Below are 23884 nucleotides of genomic sequence, written 5' to 3' on the forward strand. Positions count from 1 at the left end.
AGGCAGTGATCGACAGCCGGATCTTGCGGGGGCAGGCGCACTCGCAGGAGACGCCGTTGTTGTTGTTCGTGCGCTCCTTACCGGGACCGAAGACCTCGGGGTGCCGGTAGACGTGCAGGACCCGGCTCAGGCCGGTGATGACGTCGCCGTAGTCGGCGGCGGCCTGGTCGGACAGGGTGCACGGGGCGTAGCCGAGCTTGTCGTCCTTTTCGGCCTTGAGGCCCAGCTCGGCAGCGAGCGTGGCGAACTTCTTGTTGTGCCAGCGGCCCTGACGGGAGGTGTCCTGGATTCCGCGGGCGTCGGCGAGGCCGTGGGTGGCCTCGTGCAGCAGGGTGACGAGGACTTCGGCGGGGGAGCGCTTGAGGCCCTCGCCGGAGATCAGCACCTCGGGGAGCTGACGGTCGCCGTGCTGCCAGCGCAGCGAGGCGAAGTGCCCGTACTTGATGTCGGCGTTGGGTTTGGCCGGCGAGCCGGAGCCGACGATCAGGACGACCTCGGGAACTTCCGGGTGACGGGCACGAATCGCGGCCCAGGCCGCTTCCAGAGCGGACAGCAGTTCGGCGGAGGTGAATGGTTGACACGTACGTGTCAGGTCGGGGGTGATGGGAGTGGTCATGCGGCGGCCCTCCGAGGGGTGCGGCCGGTGAAGAAGTGCATTTCGATGCCCGCAGGGACCGGCACCGGCTTGGCGGTGACAGGGTCGGGTTCGCGGGAGTAGCCGAAGCCCAGGTCGGCGGGAGCGGCGGTGGTGGTGATGTGGTGACGCCGACAGCGGCGGTGCCAGCGAGAGCGGGTCGCGGTCCTCATCTGCGGCCTGCCAGCCAGGCGAGGAAACCCGCACGGGTCGGGATCCGGTCGTTGTCGAGCTCGTTCTCGGCAAAGGTCTCGAGATCGTCCTCGGACGCGTGCGTCCAGTCGTATTCGTCTGCCGCCGCTCGGAGGCTGGCAATGACGTTGTCGACGGTCTGCCACGGGTCGTCGTTCCAGAAGCTCAGCGTCAAGCCCTCGACAACGGGTCCCGTAACCGGCAGCTCGTCCCGGAGGGTCAGGTAGTCGCACAGGTAGCGGTAGGCGCGGTTGCAGTCGCGCACGTGCGGGCCATCGAGGAACGGGCAGGTGGTGACAGCGCCGTGGGCAGCCATGCCGAGTGCGCCGCCGGCGTCGGCGGGCGGGAAGGGGCGGACCGTGCCGTAGTAGTCGCCACGGATCCAGCCGTGCAGTTCGAGGTAGTTGGCGGCTCCGCGCAGGATGAGTGCCGGGGTCACCACAAGGTCGGTGGTGGTGTCGGCTGCGGTGCCGGTCGGGTTTTGGGTACGGTTCATGACGCCACGTCCTTTCGTGGGCGGTGGTGGTGGCCGACGGGCCGGACATGCTTTCCAGGGCTGAGACCGGTTCGTCGGCTGTTCCTATGTGGTTGTTGCCGTGGTGCCGGAAGGTCAGCGGCGGCGCGCCGCGTAGGTGGCGGTGTGCCGACCGACAGCCCCGTACGGGCAGCGGCGGCAGGTCACGGAGTTACGGGAGAAGCGGTACGGCTTGCGCCAGGTGCCGCAAGTCGTGCAGCGGATCGCCTGTGCCCGCCCGTGATGGTCGCGGCGGACACGCGGGATCAGAGCGGTGACAGTGGTCATGCGACAGCCCTCAATCCGGTGGAGTTGGCCGCGCGCTTGCGCCGCACCCAGGCGGCGTAGTCCGCGACGCGGATGATGTCGTTGTTGGTGAGGTAGGCGGCCTTGACCAAGCCGGGGATCCCGCCCTCACCGATGAGGAAGCCGCATCCCTGGTTCTGGGGATCGACGGTGTTGGACGAGTAGCCCTTCGCGGCCCATCCGTGCCCGAGGACGATGTCGGAGGACACGTCGTTGGTGCACCGACCGGCGAACCGCCAGGCGAACAGGTCCCGCAGCGACGGCAGGATGATGTCCGACGACGGCCGCTGAGTAGCGGCGACGACGATGATGCCGACGGCGCGGCCACGCGCGACCAGGTCGCGGAGCAGGACCATGAACCGTTCCTGGTCCTTCTTGTCGCCCATGGTGGCCGAGAAACAGGCGATCTCATCGATCACCGGCAGGATCGCGTCGAACACGTCGGCCGGGATGAACTTCTGCCGGCGCACCGAGTCGAGGAACGCGTACCGGTTGTCCATGACCGTTTGCAGGCGTTCCAGAGTGAGGATCGCCAGGTCGAGGTCAGGGCCGACGAACACGTCAGCGCAGTTCTTCCAGAGGCCGAGTTCGACGAGTTTGCCGTCGAGCAGGCACAGGCTGACATCGGTGCACAGGGCGGCGATGCCGATGATCGTGTTGAGTAGCGACGATTTTCCGGCGCCGGGTTCTCCGCCGATGAGCAGGTTGCGGTAGATCAGGGGCAGGTAGACCGGCTGGCCGAACTCGTCGATGCCGAGAAACAGCGGATCGAAGATGGACATGGGAGGACCGACCGGGATATTCGGCCGGGCGAATGGCGATGTCATAGCGCCGTGGCTCCGATCGGATAGCGGAAGGTTGGTCCGGCGTGGCGCTGGTGACCGTGGGTCGATGGCCACGCCGGAGCCGGTGAAGGTTGTTGACACGTACGTGTCAGGAGGGGTTAGGCGTAGTCGTTCGGGTCGATGTCGTCCGAGGGCGACGGTTCCGGCTGGCGTGCGCGACGCGGCCGGGATTCGTTGGTGTCCGGGGAACGCCGGGGGCGTACCGGGACGTCGTTGAGGTTCACGCCGACCGGCGGGACCGCCGGGGAGACCGGCGCGGTGGCCGGCATGTCGTCGGGCACGAAGTCCGGCAGGCCCGACAGCACCGTGTCCGCGAGCGTGTCGCGGCGGGTGATGTCGATGCGGATCAGCGCCGCGTACTTGCGCGACGCACGGGTGACACGGACCTCGTTGGCCCAGCAGCCGACCGCCAGCCGTTGCAGTTGGCCTTCCTGCTCCAGGTCGTGCAGGGCGAGACCCGGCCGAAGCCAGACCCACACCCGTTCACCGGCCGGGGTAGGCCGGGCGAGCAGGATGAGCGGCAGCGTGCCCTGCCTGTTCTTGGCGATGAACGCCGCGAAACACATCCGCAGCCGATGCCGGACCGTCAGGCACCAGAACACCGACAGCACCCCGAACCGGACCACCCGGAACAGGGCGGAAGCGGCGAGCGCGACCACGACCACGAGCGACGCCCACAGCGGGGTGGACGTCATCAGCAGCACCCAGCCGTAGATCAGCGCGGTGACGGTCAGGATCTCCGGCAGCCACCACCAGATCATGCGGATGACCGGCCACGCCAGGACCAGGAACCCGAGCAAGATGCCCAGGAAGAAGCCCGCAGCGAGCCCGGTCAGGATGCCCAGGATCGGGTGCATGTAGTGGGACGCGACTGTGCCGCCGAGTAGACCGGTCACCACCAGGGTGACCCAGAACATGATCAGCGCTTTACGGCGCTGGTTGTGCAGGACCGGGGCCTCAATGACCGTGACGGTCTGCCCCTTGCCGCTGCCGCCGATCACCTTGCGGCGGCTAGACTTCTGCATGACGATTCCTCCCTCTCCGGAGGGCTAGGAGTTGGTGAAAGAGCAGGTGCGGGGCCGCTCGTGGACGCCAATCTCTGGCGGCCCCGCCTCTGTGATCAGGGTGGCTTTAGGAGCCACTCGGACGGTGGATCAGGCGGCCTTCACGGCCGAGGGACCGGACACGACCTCCAGGCCGGAGGCCTTGAAGGCGGTACCGGAACGGGTCCTGCCGTTCTGCTCGGACACCCACGGCAGAGCCTCCAGGTCGACCGGGTTGACCTGGTCGCCATCCTGAACGTTCGGCCGCTCGGCGCTGACGATCGTGACGTTGAACTGCGCGCTCCACTTCTTGCCGGGCGTGCGGCCACGGCCGAACATCGGCGCGGTCCACATCGGCAGGCCGGTGTCTCGGCTGTCGATCTTCTGAGCGCCCTTGTCGTCGAGCTTCGGCATGATCTCGTCCGCCATCTCGAAGATGACGTCCCTGGTGTCCAGCAGCAGACGCGGCTGGGTGCTGATCCGGGACTGGTTGGTCATGGGTGACTCCTCGGTATGTATGACGCACCCACCGTGGGTGACTGTCCGGGGTTGAGCATCGACGCGGTACAGCGCCGGTGCTGTAAATCGACGATACAGCGCTAGTGCTGTATTCGCCAGTGGTGCGCTGAGGTGGGGTGTGCCTACTTGGAACGGCGAGGCCGGGAGGACGCCCACGCCTTGACGGTCGTCGGCCGCCATACCGGTGAGCGTCCGAACATCCGCTCGGAAGCGGGTGCCTGCTCACGGGCCACGTACGCCGCCCAGGTGCTCCGAGTGATACCGAGGAAGGCCGCGCAATCAGTGGCCGTCCACCAGTCGGTGGGCAGCTGGTCGGCGTCTACAGGCGTGGGCATCCCTCCCAGATTACGTCAGTTGACGACATTGATCGACTAGCTAGCCCACACGTTCGCGTACGCGTGTCTGCCGTCTGGGGTGCCGGCGGTTACGCGGGGTGCGGCCGTGGTTGACCAGCATGATGAAGCAGATCTCCAGGCCAATCAGCACGCATCCACCGACGAAGACCAGGACGGGAACCATTCCGGGGACGTTCATCACGCCACCACCTCTCCGGTATCGGGTCGCTGCCGGGAGTGGCAGCGGGCACAATCGAAGAATGCGGTGATCGACGAGGACCTATCGAGGGTCTGGCGCGGACCAATGCCGGACCTCTCGCGGACCTCTGACGGACATCGGTTGAATGGGCCTGTCGGCATGAGTCACCGTCGAGGAAAGAACCGGAAGAGACAGGGAGGGGATAGACAGCGTGTCCAGATCGCGTCCCGAACCTCGCACCGTGCTCGAGCACCTCATCCAGCAGCGGAACCGGACCTACGAAGAGATGGTCGTCGAGTTCTCACGCCTGGACGAGCGCGCCACGATCAGCGCCCGGCACCTCGGCCGACTGGCCCGCGGTGAGAGGGGATCGACCGGAGCGACACCCGCAACGCGGCGTGCGCTTCAGGCGATGTTCGGGATGTCACTGGAGGAACTGCTCCGTCCCTGCCATCCGGCTCTCGAAGTCACCACGCCGCCGGCGAATGACAGCTCATTGGTGCTGCCGTCTCCCGGCAACGAAAGGAGCATCCTCGCCATGGCAGCCGACCGAGCCCGTCGATTCGCGCTACTCACCTCCGAGAGCACTACCCCGGAGGCCGTCGACCAGTTGCGGGACGACGTTCAGCGTCTGGCGCTGGCGTACCCGCAGCGAGCTTTGCCCGAGATTCTGGGCGACCTCGCGGAGACGCAAGACACTCTGTTCACCCTGCTGGAGCGGCGTCAGACGCCTCAGCAGGCCCGTCAGCTCCACTTCCTCGCCAGCGTGACCAGCGGTCTCCTGGCGAAGGCATCGCATGACCTGGCTGATCCTCACGCGGCGATGTTGCAGGCTCGTACCGCGATCCTGTGCGCCGACCAGGCCGATCACAACGGCCTTCGGGCTTGGCTTCGCGGCCTTCAGTCGCTCGTCGCCTACTGGGCCGGGCGGTACGCGGAATCGGTGCGCTACGCCGAGATGGGAACCGTGTTCGCGTCACGCAGTAACGGAACCGCGTCCGTCTGGCTACCGGTCAGTGCCGCTCGTGCGTACGCCGCTCTCGGTAACAGCGAGAAGGCGATGACGGCAATCCAGGCGGCAGAGGAAGCGTGGAATCACGTCGAGCCTGACGAGATGGACGAGCTGGGCGGGATCTGCACCTTTAACCAGCCGAGGACCGTGTACTACGCCGCTGACGCCTTGGCCTGGCTGCCCGGCCATGAGCAGGCTCTCACCTACGCCGAGCGGGCGGTCGCTGCCTACGTCGATCGTCGTGATCCCGCGTGGGCGTTCGGCGACCAGGCCGGCTCGCAGGCTGATCTCGCCATTGCACGGATCGCCGCTGGTGAGATCGAGGGAGCCTATGAGGCGGTGTCCCCGGTGCTCGACCTGGAGCCGAGCCAGCGCATCAACGGCATCATCAACTCGGTTCAGCGAGTCCACCAGGCCGTGAGCCGGGCGGGCCTCGCTGCCGAGGCCACCGACATGATCGAGCACATCGAAGACTTCACCGCTACCCCTCTGAGGTCCCTGCCGAGATAGGGCAAGATCGGGGGCATGTACCCCGTAGAACTCAGCGGCCGTGTCGTCCAGCTCCGGGAATTCCGGAAGGAGGACGCGGCCGCTTCTTTGTGCGTCGTAGGCGACGACCGAGTCACGCGGTGGCTCTCCTACGACAACCGCAGCGAGGCCGAAGCGGAGGCCATGATCAGCGGTGCCATGGAGCGAGCCAAGCTCCAACCCCGCAACGAGTATTACCTTGCTGTGACAGCGGACGACCAGTTCGTCGGATTCTGCCGACTTGGGTTCAACGGGGTCAAAGCAGCGAAGCTGGGATATGCCATCGCGGCAGACCACTGGGGGCATGGATACGCAACTGATGCGGCTGAAACGCTCACGAACTTCGGACTCACAACGCTTGGTCTTCACCGCATCTCAGCCGCTATCGCTCCCGACAACGAGTCATCTATCGCAGTGGCACTCAAGCTGGGCATGCAGTACGAGGGTCATATACGGCATCACGTTTTCACCAACGGAGCTTGGCGAGACTCCCTCCTTTACTCCGTCTTGGCTGACGAATGGAAGCAGCGGTCCGCGTCTTTGCCTTCAGGCAAACTGTGACAAGCTGCCGATCGCACTTTGGGTGAGGGCTCCTAGATTTCGTCCAGGCCAGTTTACTCGGCCGAACTGGGTTGCGAAATTGCGGACAGAATCCAGTATGTCGCAGTCAGTATAACCTCTGGCGTTGCGGGTAATTCTAGTCTTGGTTGGCTAGCCTAGCGCGGTTTGTTCTGGCGGCTGTACGGTAATTCCAGGTTTCCTGTCTAGGAGAGGATCGACGCTAGTGGGTGCCCTCGATTTCAGCGAGATTCCGGCGGCGAACGCCGGTCCCAGACGAGATGACTGGGAGCTTTTTGCCCGTGAGTTTCTGAAATGGAAGGGCTTTCAAATTATTTCTGGTCCCGACCGAGGTGCTGACGGAGGCCGGGACCTCATCGTCGAGGAGGTTCGCTTAGGTCCGGGCGGAGAGACGCGCCTTCGCTGGCTAGTTAGTTGCAAACATTTCGCGCCTTCCGGCAAGTCGGTCGGTCCGAATCATGAGATAAACATTGGGGAGCGCTTAAAGGTTCACAATTGTAATGGATTTATGGGATTCTACTCAACAATTTGCACTAGTGGACTTAGTGATATATTGAGTGCGCAGGATCATGTTGTTATCTACGATTCGGCGTCTATTGAGCGCGAACTGCTCCCGAGCGCCGGTGGTTTCATGCTGGCCCTGCGGTTTATGCCCAACTCTGCTGCGATGTGGCGCCAGCGAGCAGGCGTACCTTACGGTGTCCCGCGTTCGAGCGAATTTGGCGAGGTGATTTCCGATCAATACTTTATGCGAAGTCCGCACCTCACGCTGCATTCTGCGCTAGCTGAAGCGAGTGATCGTGGACTACTTACGTTGGTTTTGCTATATGGTGACGAGCCATCGGAGCGTCAGCGCTTTGCTGATTCTGTTAGTCGATTCCTTGAGTACTCCGGAGTTCGGGACCTGGTGAGGGAAAACTTCGTGCCGGTGGTGATATCGACGCAGGACGACGGCGCCGCAGGTTTGATATCCGGTCTTGATTCAATTCAGGCCGGATGGTGGGTGGCTCTTGGTCCGGATGGCTCGCCAATCCGAAGTGAGGCACTCACGGCAAGTCCCGATGATGGGTTGAGGTGTATCAAAGAGGTGATTCGAGTTAGTCGTATTGGTTCCTGGAACGCTACCCGAATGCCGGGATACCCTCGATACGTATTCCGTTCTTTGCGGGAAAAGCAAATCGGTGCCTGCATGGCAGTTCTGCAAGGGGGTGCCTCGGAAAGGGCTGCATGGGTGCTGGTCGACCATGACGGAATCGTCCTAGCATTCGACGGATGGTACCTGCCGCAGCAAGAGAGGCTTGATCCTAGCGAGTCTGAGCGGTACGAATGGATAAGGATGGCGCTTAAATATCCTAGCTTCGAAAACTGGGACGGCAAAGAAGCGAATGACGCATCCATCCTGAAAACCTGGCAAATACCTTGAGCGTGATCCTGTAACGCACTTCAGCCTACGGCAGGTGCAGATCCTGACAGGTTGTTACTCCGTCAGGTTGCTTGTGAGAACTTTCTATACGAGTTCAAGGCGGCCCGCTTCGCGAGCCGCTCGCGCCGCCTAGCAGGGCCGGGCCGAAGGCCCGCCGCCGGACGCCTCTGCTGCGCGGCGGCGCCGACGGTTCCAGCCCGGCGCCAGGCGCGGAACGCGAGAAAGCCCTCGACTTGCCAAGCGAGGCAAGTTGAGGGCTCACGGATTGTCATTTCTGGGGCCAGCCGTCAGGCTGAAGTTATAGGGGTCGCCATGCCTGTGTGTCAGGACCGAAAGCATCCGTGAACTGGCGATCTGAAGAGCAGTCAGATCTGGATCGCGGTATTCGTCAGAGTCCGGGTCCTCTGGATTGAAGGCGGTGAAAATAAGCTCGATCCATTCCTGCCGCTCCTTCGACCACATGGTTAGGTGGTCGGGAAACCAGAGTACCCAAACGCTATCCAAGTTGATGTCGGAAGGTATGGCTGGCAGATGCGGCGCCATTACATGGGAACTGACTGTCTCAACTGCGAAATGCTCAAACGGGTGAATGATCAGAAATGCGTTACGCGAACATTCTTCGCTGATCTTAAGGTCTAGCTGTCTAGCCGCCTCCCTGATCTGCGGAAAGCCCTCTGTGAGGATGTCACTGGCTGTTCGGATGATCACGGAGGTCTCCGTGCCGATCGAGCTGCCCCCGTCGCGCTCAAGCTTCTCCATCTGAGCGAACTGGCGACGGAAGCCGCCCGCCAGAGATTTTGCCTCAAAGGCCACGGAAGGCCATCGTGAGAAGATCCGCTTACCTTGGTCGTCAATGTTGATACTAAATGCGAAATCGACTCCTCCGGCTTCGTCGATCTTAAGTGGCGGCACTCCCAGGAATGCCGTCAGCAGAATCGCGGCTAGAGGCTCACCACTTTTGACTTTAAGGTGACGAAGCGCGTCGGTGCCGAGGGAGAGGAGCCGTTCAACCGCCAGGTCGAGCCTCGCGGCCGGGATCACCACGACGTGCGTCCCTACCGCTGAATTATCTTCCATCGATACAGGTTCTTGTGGAACCGAGCGGCGGTCAAGGACCTCCCTGGAGAGGGCACCCCGTAGTTGGCCCCAGAGGCTGACACTTTCTGGGTGTGCGGGCACGGGGTCCTCGCCGGACGGGCTGGCTCCCGGGATGACGGAAACGCGGCTGCTGACGGAGAGTGTTGGTTGCGGTGGGTCGGGTGCCATCCCAGTCGCCTGCCCGAAGGGATGCCAGCCCGTCGGCCGGACGTCAAACGGTGGGGCTATTTGACGTCCGGCCGACGGCCCGGCATGGCGGAGCCCAGGCGACCGGGATGACCCCCTCGGGAGGGTTACTGAGGGCGTCGTCAGGGCGTCAGGGCGTGGCCAGGGCGTCCGACGGCAACCAACGCTGACTGATGTTGCCCAGCAACGCCTATATATAAGGAGAGGTCAGCGCCGCCCCGGTGATCGTGACCTTGAGGGCGGCGGACGAGTCGGCCTGTACGCCGGATTCTGTTTCCGGGGACCGTGGTCTCCGGTGGCGGCCATCCATCTAGGCCTGCCGTTGCCGGCAGGCTCGAGCAGCCTACCCGCAGGCTCGGGCGAGCAGCCCTCAGACGCCTGCGCCGGCCCTCGCCTTGCGGCTCGGGCCTTGCTTGGCCTTGCTCCGGGTGGGGTTTACCGAGCCACCCCGGTCACCCGGGGTGCTGGTGAGCTCTTACCTCACCGTTTCACCCTTACCGACGCCGTACGTGGTACGCCGCCGGCGGTCTGTTTTCTGTGGCACTTTCCCGCGGGTCGCCCCGGGTTGCCGTTAACAACCACCCTGCTCTGCGGAGTCCGGACGTTCCTCGGCGACACCCTCGCGGGTGCCGACGCGGCCGCCCAGCCGACTCGTCCGTCGCGCCGCAATCCTACGTGCCGCCCGATCCCGCCTCCCGCCCCCGGTCCCACCGCCGCCGAACAGCCCGCGCTGCCCACCAGCCGCCGTCCGGCCCGCGCTGCCCACCAGCCGCCGTCCGGCCCGCGCTGCCCACCAGCCGTCGCCCGGCCCGCGCGCCGCTCACCGGCCGTCGCCCGGCCCACCGGCCGTCGCCCAGCACGGTAAAGCCGCCCGCATTCCGGTGCTGAGCGACGGCTGGCGGTTTTGCCTGGGACGCCGAGCCGGCGGACCTTCGGTGGCTCGCGGTGAGGAGGGGTGAAGATCACCGGGCCGGTGGGCGAGGATGGCCGTAGGGTCGGCTGCACCATGGATGCCACGGAGATCTTGCTGCTGGTGGTGGCCGGATTCGCGGCCGGGGCGATGAACGCGATCGCCGGCGGTGGATCGCTGATCACGTTTCCCAGCCTGATCGTTATCGGACTGCCGTCGGTCGATGCGAACGTCACCAATTCGGTCTCGGTGTTCCCCGGATATGTGTCGAGCGTCGCCGGTAGCCGGGTCGATCTCGCCGGGCAACGGCAGCGGGTGTGGGCGACCGTTCCGGCGGCGGTGGCCGGCTCGGCGGCAGGGTGTGCGCTGCTCCTGCTCACGTCGGCCCGGGCGTTCGAGGTGATCGTGCCGTTTCTGGTGCTGGGGGCGGCGGCGACGCTGGCCTTCCAGGAGCGGCTGCGTGCGCTGGTCGGGCATCCGCGGAGCATGTCGCCGCGCCGGGCCGCGGTGACGTTGCGGTGTGTGGTGTTCGCCGGGGCGATCTACGGGGGCTACTTCGGTGCGGCGCTCGGGGTGATGTACGTGGCGGCTCTCGCGCTGATCCTCGACGAACCGCTGCGGCGGATCAACGCGCTCAAGAACGTCCTGTCGGCCACGGTCGGCCTGGTGACGCTGCTGGTCTTCGCGACGTTCGCGCGGGTCGATTGGGCTGCCGCGGCGACGCTCGCACCGGCCACGATCATCGGAGGGTACGCCGGAGCGCGTCTCGCCCGCCGCCTGTCCCAGCGGGTCCTCCGATACGTGATCGTCACGTTCGGCACCACGATCGGCCTGCTCCTCTTCTACCGCGCCTCTACCGCCTGACTTCCGATCCGCAGCCCTCCCCTGAACGTGTGCCGGGGTGTGGTGCGGTTCGGACCGTAGGTCGGCACGGCCGGGTGGGGCGTCCTGAGGGGAAAGGGGGTGCTTACGGCGTACCGCTGCGGGGGTCTGCTTGGACGGCCGATCGCTTACCACCGGGAACCGGTGGGCAAACCTCTCGTCCGGAGTTTTTCCCGGCGGATGCCGCCGGCGACGGCCAGGACGAGTTCGAGGGCGTCCTCCTCGTCGAGGCCGTGAAGGCTGCGGCAGGGGATGGCGCGGAGGGCGCGTGGCGCCTCGTCGCCGTCGAGGCGCAGGGCGATGAGACGACCGACGAGTGTGGACGCCGCGGCGAGCAGAGCCCAGTCGCCGGGCGTGCCGCGATGCTCGGCCGACAGCAGCACCAGAACCGGGCCGGTGCTGCTGAAACGGCCCTCGGCGAGGCGGCTCGCGAAGGCGCTGTCGGCGGGGTCGAGACGCACCTCGTGGCCGGCCGCGCGGAGGGAGACGGAGATCCAATGTGCCCATGGTTCGTCGGCGGGGGAGTGGGAGACGAGCACGGGCACGATCCCAGCATGCCGGACCGGGCTCCACAGTGCTCGATGGGGTTTGGGTAATCCTTCGATGGCGTGGTGTGAGAATGTCGTCCGTTGACGTGCAACTTGCACAACTCATAGTGTCGGTGTCGTGACTCCGGGTGGACCCTTGTGGGAACGGGGGAGGCCAAGTCGCGGGGGAATGCTGCCAAAGCATCACAAATCGAGGAGCGCTCGATGACTGTCACGATCGGGATCAATGGACTTGGTCGGATCGGCCGAAGTTTGACCCGGATCGTGGCCTCCGTGCCGAATCCTGGTGTGGAGATCGCCGCGGTCAACGACATCGCGTCGACGGAGAAGCTGGCCTACGGCCTCCGGCGCGACAGCATCCGGGGGTCGTTCCCCGGCACGGTCACCGCCCGTGGTGACTACCTGGTGGTGAACGATCATGCCATCCGGGTGTTCCACCACGAGCGGCCGGAACGCATTCCCTGGGCCGACCACGGGGTCGACGTGGTCATCGAGGCCACCGGCCGGTTCCGGGCCGGGACCACCGCCCGCAAGCACATCAGCCACGGTGGCGCCCGCAAGGTGGTGATCAGCGCCTCCGCCGACGACCCGGACGCGTTCCTGGTCTTCGGGGCCAACCACCAGAGCTACGACCCGGTCGGCCACGACGTGGTCTCGCCCGCCTCCTGCGGGGTGAACGCGCTGACCGTGATGGCCAAGGTGCTGCTCGACCGGTTCGGGCTGAGCGCGGTCAACACCTCGGTCATCCTGGCCAGCCAGGGCTGGCAGCGGGTCCAGGACTCAGCGGTCGGCAACTCCCGGGACGATCCGCGCCTCGGCCGGGCCGGCGGGGACAGCATCATCCCGCACAACTACGTGGTCGGTGACCTGGTACGGGTGGCGCTGCCGGAGATCGGCGAGATGCGCTACAGCTACTACTGCGTGCCGACCCCGATCGGTTCGCTCGCCGAGCTGTCCGGGCAGGCCGGGCGCCCGGTGACCGCCGAGGAGGTGAACCGGGCGATGGCCGAGGCCGCCGCCGGCCCGCTGCGCGGCATCCTCGCCTACGACCCGGACCCGACGGTCTCCATCGACGTCAAGAACAACTCGGCGTCGTGCCTGTTCGACCCGTCCGGCACGCAGACCACCGCGGACGGCGGGGTGAAGGTGCGCGGCTGGTTCGACAACGAGTGGGGCTTCTCCAACCGATTACTGGACCTGGCGCGCCTGGTCGGCGAACGTTTACCGGTCGGCTCGAGCCGGGTCTCCTGGAGCGTCGCCTAGGCTGGCGACGTGGTGGACCTGGCGGACGTACGGGCGGCGGCGAAGCGTATCGACGGGCGGGTCCGGCGGACCCCGGTGCTCGCCGCCGGGCCGGACCTGTGGTTCAAGCTCGAGTTCACGCAGCATGCGGGCTCGTTCAAGACCCGCGGCATGATGAACCGGATCCTCGCCGGGCCGGTGTCCGGGGCCGGTGTGATCGCCGCCTCCGGGGGTAACGCCGGGCTGGCCGCCGCCTACGCGGCCCGTGAGCTGGGTCATCCGGCCGAGGTGTTCGTGCCGGTCACGGCGCCGGCGGTCAAGGTGGCGAAACTCGGCAAGCTCGGCGCGCGGGTGGTCCAGGAGGGCCGGGAGTACGCGGAGGCGTACGCGGCCGCGGTGGTCCGTGCTGAGGAGACCGGGGCGTTGTTCTGCCACGCCTACGACGATCCGGAGATGGTGGCGGGGAACGGGACTCTCGGGCTCGAGCTGTCGTCCCAGTTGCCGGGCGGGTTCGACACCGTTCTTGTGGCGGTGGGCGGTGGTGGCCTGATAGCCGGCGTGATCGCATCCTTAGGCGGAGATGTCCGAATAATTGGTGTCGAGCCGGTGGGCTGCCGCGCTCTGTTCGCAGCTCTGGAGGCCGGCGAGCCGGTCGACGTCCCGGTGTCCGGCGTGGCGGCCGACTCACTCGGAGCGCGAAGAATCGGAGATGTCGGGTTCGATCTGGCCAGAAAGTCGAAGATCGACTCCGTCCTCGTCGACGACAACGCGATCATCGAGGCCCGCCGCCGGTTGTGGGACGAATACCGGCTCGCGGTCGAGCACGGCACCGCCGCCGCCTACGCCGCCCTGCTCACCGGCGCTTATCGCCCGGCGCCCGGCGAACGGGTGGTCGTCCTGCTCTGCGGCGCCAACACCGATCCGGCCACGCTGGCCTGAGCGTGCGCATTCCGGCAAATCGGGATGTGATCGGCGACCCATCGGCAACCGTGGCCACCTCATGAACCGCCGCGTACGGTCGATCCGTACTTGAAGTATCAAGTGCACAGGGAGAGGGCATGCCGGTTCGTACTCGCGTCACCGTTCCGCTCGAGTTCCCCGATGGGTATCGCACCACCGCGGAGGTCGTCACCTTCACCGGTCTGTCCGACGGTAAGGAACACCTCGCGCTCGCCCTCGGGGACGTCGCGAAGGCCGAGGCCCCGCTGGTCCGATTGCACTCCGAGTGCATGACCGGCGATGTCTTCGGCTCCCAGCGCTGCGACTGCGGCCCGCAGTTGCGCGAGGCCGTCGAGCAGATCACCGAGACCGGGGGCTACCTGCTCTACCTGCGGCAGGAGGGCCGGGGCATCGGGCTGTACGCGAAGCTCGACGCCTACGCGCTCCAGGACCTCGGCATGGACACGTATGAGGCGAACCGTGCCCTCGGCCACGCCGACGACGAGCGTGACTACACCGCCGCCGCCCAGATGCTGGAGTCGCTCGGCGTCGAGTCGGTCGACCTGCTCACCAACAACCCGGACAAGTCCCGGCAGTTGCGCGAGCTGGGCGTCGACGTGCGCGCGGTCCGGCCGACCGGGGTGCACGCCTCCCCGGCGAACGTCCGCTACCTGCAGGCGAAGGTCGCGCACACGCAGCACACGATCGACCTGGCCCCGGCGTCCTGAGTTTCTCTTCGGTTGCGCCTCAGATTCCCTGAGGCGCGCCGAACGAGAAGGCGTGGGTATCGAGGGAGTGAATTCACGCATCGCGGACATCCAGAGCCGGATCCTCGCGCTGCAGGGGCAGCAGGCCACGACCACGACGGGCCGCGCCCGGACGGAGACACCCGCCCAGGCGAGCTTCGCCAGCCATCTGCAGAGCGCTGTCGCATCCACCGGGGCTTCGGACAAAGCCTACAAACTCAACAGCAAAGGTATCCCGGAGGATCTTGCCGCGTACGGGAACGGCAAGATCCCGCCGGAGGCGCTCGGCCAGGTCGGCAACACCAACCACAGGCTGTGGGCGCCGGCCGCCGAGAAGCTGAACCGGATGATCGAGGACGCTCGCAGCCAGGGCGTCAAGATCGGCATCACCGACTCGTACCGGCCGTACGCCGAACAGGTCGACCTGGCCCGGCGCAAGGGCCTCTACTCACAGGGTGGTCTGGCGGCCAAGCCCGGCACCAGCGAACACGGCTGGGGCATGGCCACCGACCTGGACCTCAACTCCGAGGCGCTCTCCTGGATGCGGAAGAACGCCAAGAACTACGGATTCGTGGAGAACGTGCCCAGGGAGTCGTGGCACTGGGCGTTCCGGCCCTGATTTTCAGGCCCTACAGAGGATCTCCCCGTGCGGGATGATCAGCCAGCCGTCGGAGTCGTCGGCCCAGCGACGCCAGCCGGCCGAGATCCTCTCCAGGTCCTCCCGAACGGCGGCGCCGGTGTGCAGCGCGGTCGCCGCCATCTCCGAGTTGAGCACCCGCTCCTCCCACATCCCACCCCACCACTCCCGGTCCCCGGGATCGGCGAAGCACCACACACTCGCCGTCGCGGTGACATCGGTGAACCCGGCCGCCCGCGCCCACGACAGCAGCCGCCGCCCGGCATCGGGCTCGCCGCCGTTGCCCCGGGCCACCCGCTGGTAGAGATCCAGCCACTCGTCCAGTTCGGGCAGCACCGGGAACCAGGTGAACGCCGCATAGTCGCTGTCCCGCGCCGCGACCAGCCCACCGGGCTTCGTCACCCGGCGCATCTCGCGCAGCGCCGCCACCGGGTCGGCCACGTGTTGCAGCACCTGGTGGGCGTGCACCACGTCGAACGTGCCGTCCGGGAAGTCGAGGGCGTGCACGTCACCGACCGCGAAGTCGACGCCGGTCAGGCCGCGCCGCGCGATCTCGGCGCGGGCCAGGTCGAGGGCCTCGGCGGTCTGCTCCAGGGCGGTCACCCGCCCGGGTGCAACCAGTCCGGCCAGCTCGGCCGTGATCGTGCCGGGGCCGCATCCGACGTCCAGCAGGGAAAATCCGGAGGAAAGATGCGGCAGCAGGTACGCCGCCGAATTCTCTGCGGTGCGCCACCGGTGTGAGCGCAAGACCGACTCGTGGTGTCCATGGGTGTAGGTCGCCATGGGTCTGACGCTAGGACCATCTTCCTCAAATGTGGGACAGTCTTCCCACTATATGGATAACGCGATTTCTTGCTCAGCTGTTCAGGACGTAGTTTGGTGGTCATGAGGATCGGTATCGTCGGTGCAACGGGACAGGTGGGCGGCGTCATGCGCCGCATCCTGGCCGAGCGCCAGTTCCCTGTGACCCAGCTCCGGCTCTTCGCCTCCGCGCGCAGCGCGGGCCGCACGATCTCGTGGGGCGATGGCGACGTGACCGTCGAGGACACCGCTACGGCCGACTATTCAGGCCTCGACATCGTGCTCTTCTCGGCCGGCAAGGGTGGCTCGAAGGAGTTCGCGCCACGCTTCGCCGAGGCCGGCGCGGTCATCGTCGACAACTCGTCGGCGTACCGGATGGACCCGGACGTCCCGCTCGTCGTCGCCGAGGTCAACCCCGACGCGGCCCGGGTGCGCCCGAAGGGCATCATCGCCAACCCGAACTGCACGACCATGGCCGCGATGCCGGTGCTGCGCCCGCTGCACGACGAGGCCGGCCTGGTCTCCTTCATCGCCACCACGTACCAGGCGGTCGGCGGCGCCGGCCTCGCCGGTGTGGCCGAGCTCGACGAGCAGATCAAGAAGGTCGCCGATCGCGCCACCGAGCTCACCCACGACGGCTCGGCGGTCGAGTTCCCCGAGTCGAAGGTCTTCCCGAAGCCGATCGCGTTCAACGTGATCCCGCAGGCCGGCTCGTTCGTCGACGACGGCAGCTACGAGACCGACGAGGAGCAGAAGCTCCGCAACGAGAGCCGCAAGATCCTCGACCTGCCCGGCCTGCTGGTCTCCGGCACCTGCGTCCGCGTGCCGGTCTTCACCGGCCACTCGATCCAGGTCAACGCCCGTTTCAGCCGCCCGGTCAGCGTTTCGCGAGCCCGCGAGATCCTCGCCTCGGCACCTGGTGTCGAGCTCTCCGACGTGCCCACCCCGCTCCAGGCGGCCGGCCGCGACCCGTCCTACGTGGGCCGTTTCCGGGTCGACCCCACCGCTGAGAACGGTCTGTCGTTCTTCATCTCCAACGACAACCTCCGCAAGGGCGCGGCCCTCAACGCGGTCCAGATCGCCGAACTGGTCGCCGCCGAACTCGGCTGACCCTTCTCCGAAAATGCCGCCCGGCTGTCGAGGTCCGGGCGGCATTCTTCTTTTTCGGGTACGGCCACCCGTACCCCGAACGCAACTTCCCCGTCTCGTAACTCCAGCGCGACGCGGTCCGGCGTCGAGGCGCCAAGGCGCCTCACGGGTGTATCCGTGCGCCTCACGGGTGTTGCCGTGCCCGATATGTCCAGCAGTGGCGGTTTCGGCGCGCTTTTGTTCAGCTTAACAATGGGAATTTGGGACTTTTTGCCCGAATCGGTAGCGCTTGGCCGATTTTAGCGGCACAGTGATGGAATGAACGACAGTGGGCTGGGCGGAGCGGGCTACTTCTGGTGCCTCCGCGACCAACGGGTGGAGAGCGGCGACGACGTGTGCCCCGCTCAATACCGGCTCGGTCCCTACGCCACGGCTGACGAAGCGACGCGGGCACTCGAAACCGTCGAGAAGCGCAATGCCGAGTGGGATGCCGAGGACGCCCGCTGGACAGGGGAAGCCAGCTGACGTAATCCGCCGCTCCGGCGACCCCTCACCGTCACCCCCGCGCCGGAGCCGCGAGTCTCCCGGCGCAGACATGCCCGCAATGAACTTCGCCGACCTGACGGCGCGCTGAGCCCCGGCTTGTTCCGGAACCGGTCGGCCACGTCGGCGAACGTTCAGTCATTCGCAAGGAGGAACACCTCGATGCCCGCTGCCAAAAAGGCCCCGACCAGGCCCGCTGCCTCCGGCACGGGCCACCGACCCAAAACCACCCCATCCGGTACGGGCACCCGCACCACCGCCGCCCCCCAGCCCCGCCCAGCCCCAGCCACCCCACGCCCGGCTGCCGCCGTTTCACGCTCGGCCGCCTCAGCCGGCCCGCGCTCGACGGCCACGCCACGTTCAGCCGCGCCGGCCAACTCTCGTTCGGCTGTGGCAACTCCGCGTTCGGTCGCGGCAAGCCCGCGTTCGGTCGCGGCTGCTCCGGCGGGTAAGGGTGCCGCTGCCTCGCGTTCGGGCACAGCGGTCTCCGCGGCCAAGGGCGCCGCTTCGCGCTCGGGCACTGCCGCCTCCCGTCCGGGAACGGCGATCGCTGCGGCGAAGGTTCCCGCGGCCAAGAACGCCGCGGCCAAGAACGCTGCGACGAAGAGCAGCAACACGCCGGCCAAGCCGAATGCCGCCACCACCAAGATCACAACCGCTCGGAAGCCGCCCGCGCCGACAGCCAAGGGCGCCGTGAGCGATCGAGCCACCAAGCGCACGCCGGTCGATGCTGCAGTCGGCAAGCAGGCCCAGCCCTCGAAACTGCCGGCAGCCAGGAAGTCCCAGCCGAAACCGCCCGCGCTGAAGACAACCGCCGCAAAGCAGCCCGCGTTGAAGCAGCCCCCAGCCAAGGCAGCCTCCGGCGAGCCGACCGTGGTGAAGCAGCCTGGGGTCAAGGCGGCCTCCGGCAAGCAGGCCGTGGTGAAGCAGCCTGGGGTCAAGGCGGCCTCCGGCAAGCAGGCCGTGGTGAAGCAGCCTGCGGTGAAGGCGGCCTCCGGCAAGCAGGCCGTGGTGAAGCAGCCTGCGGTGAAGGCGGCCTCGGGCAAGCCGGCCATGGTGAAGCAGCCTGGGGCTAAAGCGGTGTCCGGCAAGCAGAGCCCGACGGAGCAGCCCGCGATCAAGGCACCACTGGGCAAGCAGGCTGCTGGAAAGCAGATCGTCGGCAAGCAGGCGGCCAGGCAGGTCAATGCGACTTCCCCTGCAGCCGGCCGGAAGTCCCCGGTCCAGCCGATGGCAAAAGCTGCCGCAGTTGCCGGAAAACCCGCAGCTCGCGGCACAACCGCTGCCACGAGCCGAAAGGCACCGGCCGCCGAAGCCGCCATCGTCAAACCGCGGAACTCAGGTTCGTCGCGAACCGCCACGAAGGCCATTGCCACCCCGCTGCCCCGGGCCGCCGCGAAGTCCGCCGCCTCAATGCCGCGAACCGCCGCGAAGTCCGCCGCCTTGCCGCCTCGAACCGCCGCGAAGTCTGCCGCCACATCGGCTCGAACCGCCGCGAAGTCTGCCGCCGTGCCTTCGGTCCGGGCCGCCGTGAAGTCTGCCGCCGCACCGTCAGGTCGGGCCGCTGCGAAAGCTGCTGCTGTGTCGTCGGCTCAGGTGGCTGCAAAGTCCCCCATCACCCCGTCGGCTCGGGTTGCCGCGAAGACCGTGGCCGTGCCGTCGGTCCGGGCCGCGAAGTCCGTGGCCGTGCCGTCGGTCCGGGCCGCGAAGTCCGCCGCCCCGAAGGCCGGTTCCGGAAAAGTCGCCGCTCCACGCGCTGGAGGCAAGGCCACCATTGGAGTTCCGGCCGGGACGAAGCCCGCCGGGCGGGTACTCGCGGCCAGCAAACCGGCTCGGGTCATATCGGCCCGAGCGGCCACCAGTGCCGAGGGCCGCGGCGCAGCAGTAAAGGGGCGAGCCGCCACGGCCGCCAAGAGCAAGACCGTTGGCGGTCAGCCGACGGAACCGGCGACATTCGGTAAGCGCGGCGCAACATCATCCGCCGGCACGAGGACGACCTCGAAGCCGGCCGGTAAATCGGCGAGCTCACCCAAAGCCCTGACTGCTGGAACGACGCCAAAGGCACTGTCGGCCGCCGGAACGACAAGATCCGCACAGGCCAAGGGATCCGCGAGGGTGGCCACCGGTCCAGCGGCTGCCAAGACCGCGCCGGGCAAGAACGTGACGACTGGGGCGGCCCGCGCTCTCTCAGCAAAGGTGGCACTGGCCAAGACTTCAGCGGCCAAGACTCCAGCAACCAAGACCTCAGCAGCCAAGACCACAGCGACCAAGACCTCAGCAGCCAAGACCCCTGCGACCAAGACCCCTGTGGGCAAGACTCCAGCGGGCAAGACGACAGCAGGTAAGACCCCAGCGGGCAAGACGACAGCGGCCCGGACGAGTGCCGTCAACGCCACTGCGGTTAGGGCGGGTGCGGCCAACGCCACTGCGGTCAAGGCGAATGTTGCCAAGGCGAATGCGGCCAAGGGTGCCGGGTCCAGTAGCGCGGCGGCTCGGAGCCTGGCCGGAGCCAAGACAGGTAGGAGCGTCGCGATCCCGGCAGCAAAGGGCGCGGCCGGAGCGGCTGTGGCCGGGAAGAAGGCCGCTGGGCTCGGCGCGGCCGGTGCCAGGGGCGGCAAAACCGTCGGGAACGTGGTGGCGCTCGAACGTGCCGCAGGTCGGAAGGCCGGCCGCGCGACCGCCGGTGGCTCCACGGCTGTGGTCTCGTCCGGGCGGGGTGCGGCCGGGAAAGCCTCCGGTCGAACCACAGGTGGCGGGATGACCGTACCGATCATGTCGAAGGCCACCCCGGGACGCCGTGCCGGTGGGTCGCGGCGGGTTGCCGCCGCGATGAGCAATCTGCCGAAGAATCAGGTGACGGTCTCCACCGGAGACGACTGGGACGACGACACCGAGGACCGGGCACCCGGGTACTTCGGCGGGCGGATGAACCCTGGCCAGGACGTATCCGAGTCGAACGACGACGAGGACGAGGTCGACGCCGGGTCCCTGCCGGACGTTTCGTTCGTGGGTGGCTGGTTCCCGCCGCATCGAGGTCCGGTGCAGCCGGGCGAGGGCTCCGACCAGTGGGGAGCGGATCGGCCCGACCTGGAAGCTCTCGAGTCCGGCGCCGAGGAACCCGCTGTGGACGGCGACGCTCCCGAGTACACCGGTCCCGCCGATGCGGTCGAATCCGGCTGGGTGTCCACGCTCGCACGGGTGTCCAGTGCGGACGGGCGAGAACTGGACCTGCCCACGGACGACGAGGAGTTCCAGCCGGAGACCCCGGCGGACACGGAAGCGATTTCGGCCGACGCGACCTTCCAGCCGTCCGACGACATCGACGCCGAGCTCGACGAAGACGAGGACGACGACGCCGGGTTCGACGAAGACGATGACGACGACTCCGAGTTCGACGATGACGACGACTCCGAGTTCGACGAGGACGACGAGGAGGAGGACGAACTCGCGACCGAAAACGATCAGGACGCTGAGGCGGAGGACGACGTTGCGGACACAGCGATCGTCGTGCCGGTTCCGTCCGGGCGGCGTTCGTCCGCGTCCAGGACTGCCCGGCCCAAGACAGGCACCGTCGCGCCGGTGATCGCCGAACACGGTGACGACGAGTTCGAAGACAGCGAGTCGGTTGACCTCGGCGAGCTCACAGATCCCGGAATGGGAACCTCCCGGACGTTCGGAACCCGAGCCACCAAGGCGGCCACGAAGAGGGCCGAAGCCAGCAAGTCTCCGGTCGGTAAGTCTCCGGTCGGTAAGTCTCCGGTCGGTAAGTCTCCGGCCCGTAAGGCGGCGTCCGGCAAGGCGGTGCCGGTGAAGAGCACGGCGACCAAGGCGGCGGGCGCTGCTAGGACGGCTGCCAAGGCTGCTGGAGCCGCGGCAACCGCGGTCAGGAACGCGGAAACCGTCGGCGGGGCAGCCCTGACCGACGGAAGCTCCGCCAATACCGTCGCAACCGGAGTTCCGAAGGGCCGTAGCGCGGCGAAATCCGCGACGACTCGGGGCGCGACGGCCAGGACCACCGCGACGAAGGCCACCGGAACGGCGGCATCCGGAACAGGCGGACCCCGGACAGCAGCGGTCAAGTCGATCGCGAGCGGGGGAGGCCGAACCGCAGCCGGAAAGGCTACCGGAGCCACGGGCACCGCGACCAAGACGACGGGGTCCGGGATGTCGGGGGCGAAGGCGGCGGGAGTCAAGCCGACTGCGGGGGCCAAGCCGACTGCGCGGGCCAAGGCAACGGCGGGGACCAAGGCGACAGCGGGGGCCAAGGCGACAGCGGGGGCCAAGGCGACAGCGGGGACGAAGGCGACGGCGGGGACCAAGGCGGCAGCGGCAGGGGTTACGGCGACGGAGGTCAAGGCAACGACGGCGGGAGCCAAGGCAACGGCGACGAAGGCTGCTGGGGCCAAAACTGGTAGGGCGAAGGCGACCGGTGCCGGTGCCGGTGCGACGAAGGCTGCCGCCAAGGCGCCGGGAATCAAGGCGACCGCGACCAAGGCGGCTGGTGGCAGAACGACGCCGGCGAGGTCGACCGCTGCTGCGCTCGAAGCGGAAACATCTGTGACCAGGGCTGCGGCGTCGAAGAAGGCCGCCGCGAAGGCGGCCGGTGCGGGAACTACCGGAGCGAAAACGCCCGGGACGAGGGTTTCTGGAGCGAAGACGACCGGCTCGAAAGCGGCAAAGGCAGCGCTTGTGAAGAAGGCGGCGCCTGCGAAGAAGGTTGCGGCTCAGGCAGCGCCTGCGAAGAAGTCTGCGGCCAAGGCGACGGCTCCGAAGAAGGCACCGGCCAAGGCTGCGGCGAGTACCGCTGCCAAGGCGACAGTTGCGAAGAAGGCTCCGGCCAAGACGACGGGAGCTGCCACGACAAAGGCGGCCACTGCCCGGAAGGCTGCAGGCCAGGGGGCTACCGGTACCGCGCAGAAGGCGGTGACGCCCAAGAAGACGGCAGCGAAGGCGACGCCGGCAAAGTCGACCGCGGCCAAGACGGCTATGAAGACGGCCGCACCGAGCAAGGCCGTGAAAGCCGGGGCCGCCAAAGCTAAACCCGCCAAGGCGACGGGTACCAAGGCGACGGGTACCAAGGCCACGGGCACCAAGACGACGGGCACCAAGACGACGGGTACCAAGGCCACGGGCACCAAGATGACCGGTACCAGGGCTGTCGGGACCAAGGCGACTCCGGCTAAGGCTGGCGGAGGACGGGCGGCCGCCACCAAGGCAACGCCCGCCAAGACGGCAGCTAAGTCGACTGGGACCAAGACCGCAGCGGCCAAGGCGACGACCGGCGGAGGCAGAGTCACCGCTACCAAGGCGACCGCTGTCAGGGGCGCGGGGGCTAAAGCGACTCCGGCCAAGGTCGGCGCGGGCAGTGCGACTACGGCCAAGGCGACCGGTGCCAAGGCCGCAGGGGCTAAGGCAGCTCCGGCCAAGGCTGGCGGAGGCCGGACGGCCGCGACCACCAGCGCCAAGGCGGCGGCTGGGGCAACCCCGGTAAAGGCCGGTCGGAGCAGGGCGACCGCGGCCAAGGCGACGCCTGCGAAATCGGCTGTCGCCAGGACTACCGGTACCAAGGCGGCACCAGCCAAGGCCACTGCCTCTAAGGCGACCGCGGCCAAGGCGACCAATGCCCGAGCCGCGGCCTCCAAGGCGACCGGTTCAAGGTCGGCGGCCAAGGCGACAGGAGCAGGGACCGCTGCGGCGAAGGCGACAGGGGCAAGGACCGCTACGCCGAAGGCGATCGGCAACAAGGCAACCGCGGCGAAGGCCACCGGTAGCAAGGCCGACGCGACTGCGGCCAAGGCGGGCGGAGGCCGGGCGACTACTGCCAAGGTGGCCAAGGCCACCGCCGGCAAGGCTGCTGGGAGCCGGTCCGACGCGGCGAAGGGCACCGCTGGCCGGGCAGCGAACGCGAAAGCCGCGCCGACCAAGGCCGCAGCAGGCCGGGCGACTGGTGGAACTGCGAAGACCACCGGGAACGCGGCCAAGACGACCCGGGCGTCCCGGAGCTCGGGGGCGAACGCGGGGGCTTCCGGTCGCACACCGGGAAGCACCCGGACCACTCGGAACACGCCCAGGTCCGAGCCGGTTCAGGCGTCCCGGGCGGTGGCGCGCCGCCGCTGATCCGAACACGAAGCGCG

General features: G+C 67.4%; 22 protein-coding genes and 1 other RNA gene. 11 read left to right on the forward strand and 12 right to left on the reverse strand.

The annotated features are described in order from the left end of the window. Positions 1–803: 803 nt before the first annotated feature. From AB0E94_RS39480 to AB0E94_RS39505, 6 genes are all read right to left on the reverse strand, one after another. The gene (locus AB0E94_RS39480) at positions 804–1322 is read right to left on the reverse strand and encodes a hypothetical protein (protein WP_360337128.1); all 519 of its coding nucleotides are present in this window, start codon (positions 1320–1322) and stop codon (positions 804–806) included. 114 nt (positions 1323–1436) lie between these two features. Continuing rightward, on the reverse strand, positions 1437–1628 hold the full coding sequence (locus AB0E94_RS39485; RefSeq protein ID WP_360337130.1) for a hypothetical protein: 192 nt from the start codon (positions 1626–1628) through the stop codon (positions 1437–1439). Further along, positions 1625–2428, reverse strand: coding sequence for an FtsK/SpoIIIE domain-containing protein (locus AB0E94_RS39490; protein ID WP_360337132.1), 804 nt, complete (start codon positions 2426–2428; stop codon positions 1625–1627). The genes AB0E94_RS39485 and AB0E94_RS39490 overlap by 4 nt, the downstream gene beginning before the upstream one ends. Before the next feature lie 161 nt (positions 2429–2589). Continuing rightward, positions 2590–3516 (reverse strand): hypothetical protein, encoded by a 927-nt coding sequence (locus AB0E94_RS39495; RefSeq protein ID WP_360337134.1) that lies wholly within the window; start codon positions 3514–3516, stop codon positions 2590–2592. A gap of 129 nt (positions 3517–3645) precedes the next feature. Beyond that, the gene (locus AB0E94_RS39500) at positions 3646–4032 is read right to left on the reverse strand and encodes a hypothetical protein (protein WP_360337136.1); all 387 of its coding nucleotides are present in this window, start codon (positions 4030–4032) and stop codon (positions 3646–3648) included. A 396-nt stretch (positions 4033–4428) separates the two neighbouring features. After that, complete coding sequence (locus AB0E94_RS39505; RefSeq protein ID WP_360337138.1) at positions 4429–4587, reverse strand: hypothetical protein; 159 nt, start codon at positions 4585–4587, stop codon at positions 4429–4431. A gap of 241 nt (positions 4588–4828) precedes the next feature. Between AB0E94_RS39505 and AB0E94_RS39510 the strand changes: the two genes are divergently transcribed. The 3 genes from AB0E94_RS39510 to AB0E94_RS39520 all read left to right on the forward strand — a co-directional run bounded on the left by AB0E94_RS39510 (position 4829) and on the right by AB0E94_RS39520 (position 8129). Beyond that, positions 4829–6109 (forward strand): hypothetical protein, encoded by a 1281-nt coding sequence (locus tag AB0E94_RS39510; protein ID WP_360337140.1) that lies wholly within the window; start codon positions 4829–4831, stop codon positions 6107–6109. 15 nt (positions 6110–6124) lie between these two features. Then, positions 6125–6688, forward strand: coding sequence for a GNAT family protein (locus tag AB0E94_RS39515; RefSeq protein ID WP_360337142.1), 564 nt, complete (start codon positions 6125–6127; stop codon positions 6686–6688). A 223-nt stretch (positions 6689–6911) separates the two neighbouring features. Then, the gene (locus AB0E94_RS39520; RefSeq protein WP_360337144.1) at positions 6912–8129 is read left to right on the forward strand and encodes a hypothetical protein; all 1218 of its coding nucleotides are present in this window, start codon (positions 6912–6914) and stop codon (positions 8127–8129) included. 258 nt (positions 8130–8387) lie between these two features. Here the strand turns inward: AB0E94_RS39520 and AB0E94_RS39525 are convergent, their stop codons facing one another. Together AB0E94_RS39525 and rnpB are read right to left on the reverse strand one after the other, a co-directional pair. Beyond that, positions 8388–9206: a hypothetical protein gene (locus AB0E94_RS39525; RefSeq protein ID WP_360337145.1), complete on the reverse strand. Its 819-nt coding sequence runs from the start codon at positions 9204–9206 to the stop codon at positions 8388–8390. A 450-nt stretch (positions 9207–9656) separates the two neighbouring features. Further along, positions 9657–10067: RNase P RNA component class A (gene rnpB / locus AB0E94_RS39530), an RNA gene on the reverse strand. Between the two features lie 352 nt (positions 10068–10419). Between rnpB and AB0E94_RS39535 the strand changes: the two genes are divergently transcribed. Beyond that, a complete protein-coding gene (locus AB0E94_RS39535) occupies positions 10420–11187 on the forward strand; it encodes a sulfite exporter TauE/SafE family protein (RefSeq protein WP_360337147.1) in 768 nt (255 codons plus the stop codon). 146 nt (positions 11188–11333) lie between these two features. Here AB0E94_RS39535 and AB0E94_RS39540 read toward each other — a convergent pair whose 3' ends face one another. After that, a complete protein-coding gene (locus tag AB0E94_RS39540; protein ID WP_360337149.1) occupies positions 11334–11750 on the reverse strand; it encodes a toll/interleukin-1 receptor domain-containing protein in 417 nt (138 codons plus the stop codon). A gap of 207 nt (positions 11751–11957) precedes the next feature. Between AB0E94_RS39540 and AB0E94_RS39545 the strand changes: the two genes are divergently transcribed. The 4 genes from AB0E94_RS39545 (at position 11958) to AB0E94_RS39560 (ending at position 15299) form a co-directional block, all read left to right on the forward strand. Next, a complete protein-coding gene (locus AB0E94_RS39545; protein ID WP_360337151.1) occupies positions 11958–13016 on the forward strand; it encodes a type I glyceraldehyde-3-phosphate dehydrogenase in 1059 nt (352 codons plus the stop codon). Between the two features lie 9 nt (positions 13017–13025). Beyond that, positions 13026–13934 carry a threonine/serine dehydratase gene (locus tag AB0E94_RS39550; protein WP_360337153.1) on the forward strand — a complete coding sequence of 303 codons (909 nt, stop codon included), beginning with the start codon at positions 13026–13028 and terminating at the stop codon, positions 13932–13934. Between the two features lie 119 nt (positions 13935–14053). Next, positions 14054–14662, forward strand: coding sequence for a GTP cyclohydrolase II (ribA, locus tag AB0E94_RS39555; protein WP_360337155.1), 609 nt, complete (start codon positions 14054–14056; stop codon positions 14660–14662). A gap of 52 nt (positions 14663–14714) precedes the next feature. Further along, a complete protein-coding gene (locus AB0E94_RS39560) occupies positions 14715–15299 on the forward strand; it encodes a M15 family metallopeptidase (protein ID WP_360337157.1) in 585 nt (194 codons plus the stop codon). A gap of 3 nt (positions 15300–15302) precedes the next feature. Here AB0E94_RS39560 and AB0E94_RS39565 read toward each other — a convergent pair whose 3' ends face one another. Next, on the reverse strand, positions 15303–16100 hold the full coding sequence (locus AB0E94_RS39565; RefSeq protein WP_360337159.1) for a class I SAM-dependent methyltransferase: 798 nt from the start codon (positions 16098–16100) through the stop codon (positions 15303–15305). Between the two features lie 102 nt (positions 16101–16202). Here AB0E94_RS39565 and AB0E94_RS39570 point away from each other — a divergent pair, with 102 nt between their 5' ends. Further along, the gene (locus AB0E94_RS39570) at positions 16203–17228 is read left to right on the forward strand and encodes an aspartate-semialdehyde dehydrogenase (protein WP_360337161.1); all 1026 of its coding nucleotides are present in this window, start codon (positions 16203–16205) and stop codon (positions 17226–17228) included. Between the two features lie 297 nt (positions 17229–17525). Next, a complete protein-coding gene (locus AB0E94_RS39575) occupies positions 17526–17732 on the forward strand; it encodes a hypothetical protein (protein ID WP_317787870.1) in 207 nt (68 codons plus the stop codon). A 152-nt stretch (positions 17733–17884) separates the two neighbouring features. On the opposite strand, the gene AB0E94_RS39580 is transcribed toward AB0E94_RS39575, so the two are convergent. Both AB0E94_RS39580 and AB0E94_RS39585 read right to left on the reverse strand, forming a co-directional pair. Continuing rightward, the gene (locus AB0E94_RS39580) at positions 17885–19228 is read right to left on the reverse strand and encodes a hypothetical protein (protein ID WP_360337163.1); all 1344 of its coding nucleotides are present in this window, start codon (positions 19226–19228) and stop codon (positions 17885–17887) included. Between the two features lie 453 nt (positions 19229–19681). Then, positions 19682–19873, reverse strand: a complete 192-nt coding sequence (locus tag AB0E94_RS39585; RefSeq protein WP_360337165.1) for a hypothetical protein — start codon at positions 19871–19873, stop codon at positions 19682–19684. On the opposite strand from AB0E94_RS39585, the gene AB0E94_RS39590 reads away from it, so the two are divergent. Then, positions 19866–23867: a hypothetical protein gene (locus AB0E94_RS39590; RefSeq protein WP_360337167.1), complete on the forward strand. Its 4002-nt coding sequence runs from the start codon at positions 19866–19868 to the stop codon at positions 23865–23867. The genes AB0E94_RS39585 and AB0E94_RS39590 overlap by 8 nt on opposite strands. The last annotated feature ends 17 nt before the right edge of the window (positions 23868–23884 follow it).

Origin of the sequence: Actinoplanes sp. NPDC026670 (assembly GCF_040638175.1) — a bacterium.
In the GTDB taxonomy this organism is placed as follows: Bacteria; Actinomycetota; Actinomycetes; order Mycobacteriales; family Micromonosporaceae; genus Actinoplanes.